The 4,769-nt window shown below is 39.7% G+C and carries 3 protein-coding genes; 2 read left to right on the top strand and 1 reads right to left on the bottom strand.

What is annotated here, in order from left to right:
• Together CXF78_RS10325 and CXF78_RS10320 are read left to right on the top strand one after the other, a co-directional pair.
• Window positions 1-1,323 (top strand): DUF885 domain-containing protein (locus CXF78_RS10325; protein WP_102036720.1); only part of this gene is annotated, 1,323 nt, incomplete at its 5' end.
• Between the two features lie 62 nt (window positions 1,324-1,385).
• On the top strand, window positions 1,386-2,360 hold the full coding sequence (locus tag CXF78_RS10320) for an alpha/beta fold hydrolase (RefSeq protein ID WP_011635531.1): 975 nt from the start codon (window positions 1,386-1,388) through the stop codon (window positions 2,358-2,360).
• On the opposite strand, the gene CXF78_RS10315 is transcribed toward CXF78_RS10320, so the two are convergent.
• Window positions 2,326-4,769, bottom strand: a 2,444-nt coding sequence (locus CXF78_RS10315; protein WP_257984883.1) for a putative bifunctional diguanylate cyclase/phosphodiesterase, incomplete at its 5' end; no start/stop codon positions are given. The genes CXF78_RS10320 and CXF78_RS10315 overlap by 35 nt on opposite strands.

Here is a 4,769-nt window from a genome sequence, read left to right as displayed (position 1 = left end):
AAACTTAAGCAATTACCACGTTATTTCGCGCAACAAACATATTGGCTCAAACAAGGTTTAGCCAGCGGTATTACTCCGGCAAAAATCACCCTTAATGGATTCGAAGACAGTATTAGCGCATTTATTGTTCCAGTTGAGAGCAGCGGCTACTTTACTCCGTTTACCCATTATCCTGATCATTTTAGCGCAACAGAAAAAAATACGCTGACCCAACAAGGCAGAACAACCGTAGAACAAATCGTGCTTCCTCTGTACCAACAGTTTTATAATTTCATGACTGAGGAATATATTCCCAACGCAAGAATAGACATCGCGGCTTCGGCTTTACCAGATGGCGCGGCGTTTTATCAAAACAGAGTTGAGTATTACACCACGCTGCCAATGACAGCTGAACAAGTCCATCAACTTGGATTGCAAGAAGTTGCTCGTATAAGATCAGAAATGGAACAGGTGATTAAAGATGTTGGCTTTAAAGGCAGTTTTGCTGATTTTTTAATGTTTTTACGCACGGATCCAAAGTTTTACCCTAAAACCGCTGATGAGTTACTTAAAGAAGCAGCATTTATTGCCAAAAAAGCAGATGCCATGTTGCCTAAGTATTTCGGCAAATTACCGCGCACACCTTATGGTATTGCACCGGTACCTGCTGAAATTGCGCCTAAATACACTACAGGGCGCTACTCGGGTTCAAACCGTGACGACGAGCCTGGCTATTATTGGGTTAACACCTACGCCTTAGATAAGCGACCGCTATACGAGCTTGAAGCCTTAACCCTACATGAAGCAGTGCCAGGGCACCATTTACAGATATCACTCAATAAAGAACTCACTGACTTACCCAATTTTAGACGCTACAGTTATATCTCTGCATTTGGTGAAGGCTGGGGCTTATACTCAGAATATTTAGGCTTAGAAGCCGGCTTTTATCAAGATCCATACAGTAACTTTGGCCGCTTAACCTACGAAATGTGGCGTGCGGCTCGTTTAGTCGTCGATACGGGCATGCATGCAAAAGGTTGGAGCCGCCAACAAGCGATAGATTTTATGGCAAGTAACACAGCACTTTCAATGCACAACGTTACTACTGAAATAGATCGCTATATTTCTTGGCCAGGCCAAGCGTTATCGTACAAAATTGGTGAATTAACCATAAAACGGTTACGCGCTAAGGCTGAAAAATCATTAGGGAAAGACTTTGATATTCGGAAGTTTCATGATGCCATTTTAGAAAATGGTTCTATTCCAATGTCGGTGCTAGAACAAATGGTCGATGAGTTTATAGCTCGCCAAAAGGCGACAATAAAACAAGCAAGTACCGGATAATCAGATAGATAAATACGTCAAATTCACCATACTTTAGATATAAACAAGCTGGCTTAATAACTATGCATTACATGAAATTTTCATCTGAATTAAAGCTCGATACTAGTGAGCAAAGACACTTTTGGCAACAAGTACACCAATCGAGTTTTTGTACTGATGACGGTATAAATATTGCCTATGCGATGATCCAACATCCTAATAGTCAACGAGCAATAGTGATCAGCAATGGCAGAGTAGAATCTTATATAAAATATCAAGAATTGATGTTTGATTTATATCAACAAGGATTTAGCGTTTACGCTTTAGATCATCGAGGACAAGGATTATCAGACCGGCTCACACATAATCCGCATCAAGGTTATGTTGCTAGCTTTACTGATTATACCGAAGACTTAACTCAATTTATTAATCAGATAGTTAGCCAACAACAGCATGATGAGCTATTTATCATCGCTCACTCAATGGGATGCACCATTGCCAGCGATTATATTAATCAACACCCAAATACATTTACTGCAGCCGTATTCTCAGCGCCCATGTTTGGTATTCGATTACCGTTTACAAAACCTATCATTCGTTGGCTAGCACAAAAGCTCGATAATAATCGTCTGGAAGCAAATAAAGTACACAGCACATTTGTAATAGGGGGAACCCATTACAAACCCGACAGCTTTAAACGCAACCGACTGACTCATAGCCAAAAACGTTATAAGCACTATCGCAACATCTTCGAAGAAACCACTAAAGCACAGTTAGGCTCACCGACTAACCATTGGTTACTAGAGGCAATGGATGCAGCGGAGAAATGCATCGACTACGCTAAACACAGCCAAACTCCGATACTAATTTTGCAAGCTGAAAAAGACACGATTGTCTGTAATGAGGCGCAAAACCAAGCACTAAGCACTCATTGTCATAAAGTGATCATTGAAGGCGCATATCACGAAGTATTCATCGAGAAAGATACTATGCGTAATATCGCCCTGTCTCATACCATTGACTTTATGGCACAACACTCAAAGATAGCTGTGTCTTAATTAATTGAATAATGTCGTCATGAGCTAGTGGTCGACTGATAATATAGCCTTGAAACCAAGTACATTTTGCATGGGTCAGTAAATTAAGTTGCTGCTTATTCTCAACTTGTTTAGCCACTACAGGAAAGTTTAACTTAGTAGCAAACTCAACAATGGCATTCACAATGTTAAAGGTTTCAGGGTTATATTCTATATCTTCAATATAGACAGCAGCTAGCTTCACTTGTGAAAAACGAATACCTTGTAATAAATGGACTGCGCAAGATCCCCCACCAAAATTATCCATCGCAATGTTCACACCGAATCGTTGGAACTCAGCAATTTTGTTTCTGGCAACATTAGCATTGACCACGAATACATCTTCAGATAACTCGAACTGAAACAATGTAGCTGAGACATGTGCTGCATTGATTCGATTCATTACTACGTTTACGAAGTGATCTTGATGAAAGTGACGAGAAGATACATTTAATGACATTAAAGGCACTGTCGCGTTTGCCTGTTGAAGTGTTTGAATAAGTTCACAGACTTGATCTAATGCCCACAGCTCTAATTCAAAAATACAGTCAGACAGTTCAGCTGACGCAATAAACTTACGTGGATTAATATATCCGTACTGCGGGTGATACCAACGCATTAGTACTTCAATGCTATTGAGCTGCCCAGCCTGATCAACAACGGGTTGATAAACCAATGACATCTGCTTGTTCTGGATAGCCAGTTTCAGCTCGTTTTGTAATTTGAATGGTTGAACTTGATTTTGATCTAATTCAGGTTGGTAAATGGCACAACCATTAGAGCGACTATCTTTTGCTTGCTCCATAGCGCTATCTGCACGAGCCAACAGTACTTGAGGTTCTAATGACTCAATACCATCAAAAACAACTAACCCAATCCGAGCTGAAATTGATAAATTTTGCTCTGAAATGGTGTAACCGCGGCCAATTAACTGCCTCACTTCACTAGCCAGTGCTAATGCACGTTTACTTGCTTGATCAATTTCATTGCCAAAATTTTTGGCTAGAATAACGAACTCATCTGCTCCAAGGCGAGCAACCAAACCAGCACTAGAGAATGTACCAGATAAGCGGGCTGCTATCTGCATTAATAATCTATCGCCAAGTTGGTGACCCAAAGCATCATTAATTAATTTAAAATTATCTAAATTGATCATAAGAAGCGCAGAAAACTGACCAGTCTTGCGACTAAGAACCTGTAAATCATAAAGCTGATCGGCTAATACATCACGATTTATTAAATCCGTTAGGCCACTATGTCCCTGCTTATCAGGAGTAATTTGTTGGCTTTTAACATCACCAGAAACATCTGTTATGGTGCCAATAATTCGTAATGGACGCCCAAGTTCATCCCACTCAACTATTTTTCCACGATCCAAAATCCAAATATAACGACCGTCTTTATGACGTAAACGATGCACGCTTTCATAATATTCATGCTGGTTATTAATGTAATTCTGTAAGGTATTTAATACCTGCGCCTTATCATCTCGATGTAAACGAGACTCCCAGACAGAATAGTCATTATCTAGCTCATAAGGTTGGTAGCCTAAGATATCTTTCCATCGATCAGAAACAAACACATCGCCAGTAGCAATACACCAATCCCAAATACCATTACGAGCGCCCTCAACTGCAAAAAGCCAACGTTGCTCTGCATCATTTAGACGTTTTTTACTGCGGGATAACCGACCATTAACCTGATTCAAATAGTCGCGTAAGTTAACCAGTTCGGTCGATGTGCACACAATATCAGTATTGAAATCTGGAGAATCGAGATTTTTAGCGGCTTGGCTTAATTGAGTTAACGGTCTTATCAGTAAATAATGCAACATGACACAGAATAACGACAACAATAAAGCGCCAATTCCCCATATCTCGATAAAGCGCTTTAACAGACTATCAACCGCTTCTGACAAGACATTGGCAATGTCATATTCTAAATAAATTAGCTCTACAGAATTCGAGTAGCTGTAACGAGAATTTGCATTAAGGGGATAGTAAGCCTGAATTGATAAACGATCGAAATTCACCTTTAAAAAAGGTTTATTATTGGTGATAACCGTTCTATGTAAATCAGCCGAATAGCCCTCTAACACATTAGTAGCATTACTTTCTCGCCAAATAATATGATTGGCAAATTGAATTTCACTACCCGAATCAAGTATTACATACACCATCATGTTTTGGTCTGTTGAGACTAAAGCAACCTCTTGCTCTATTCGTTCTAAATCTTGCGTCAACAGAGATGATTCCACAACATGACGCATTCTAAATAAATCTTTCTGTATTTGTTCTGACTGTCTTAATGCAAGTTGTTCATTTAGCTCTGCATGCTCATAGAAATACTCCCCACATACCAAGCCAAGGTAAAGGATAAAAATACATGCAG

Origin of the sequence: Shewanella sp. 11B5, from assembly GCF_002836795.1 — a bacterium.
Classification (GTDB): domain Bacteria; phylum Pseudomonadota; class Gammaproteobacteria; order Enterobacterales; family Shewanellaceae; genus Shewanella; species Shewanella frigidimarina.
This window is presented reverse-complemented; position numbering and strand designations above follow the sequence as displayed.

Bases quoted from the DNA above. Each gene is read 5' to 3' on its own strand.
- CXF78_RS10320 (WP_011635531.1), top strand. From the start codon at position 1,386: ATGCATTACATGAAATTTTCATCTGAATTAAAGCTCGATACTAGTGAG.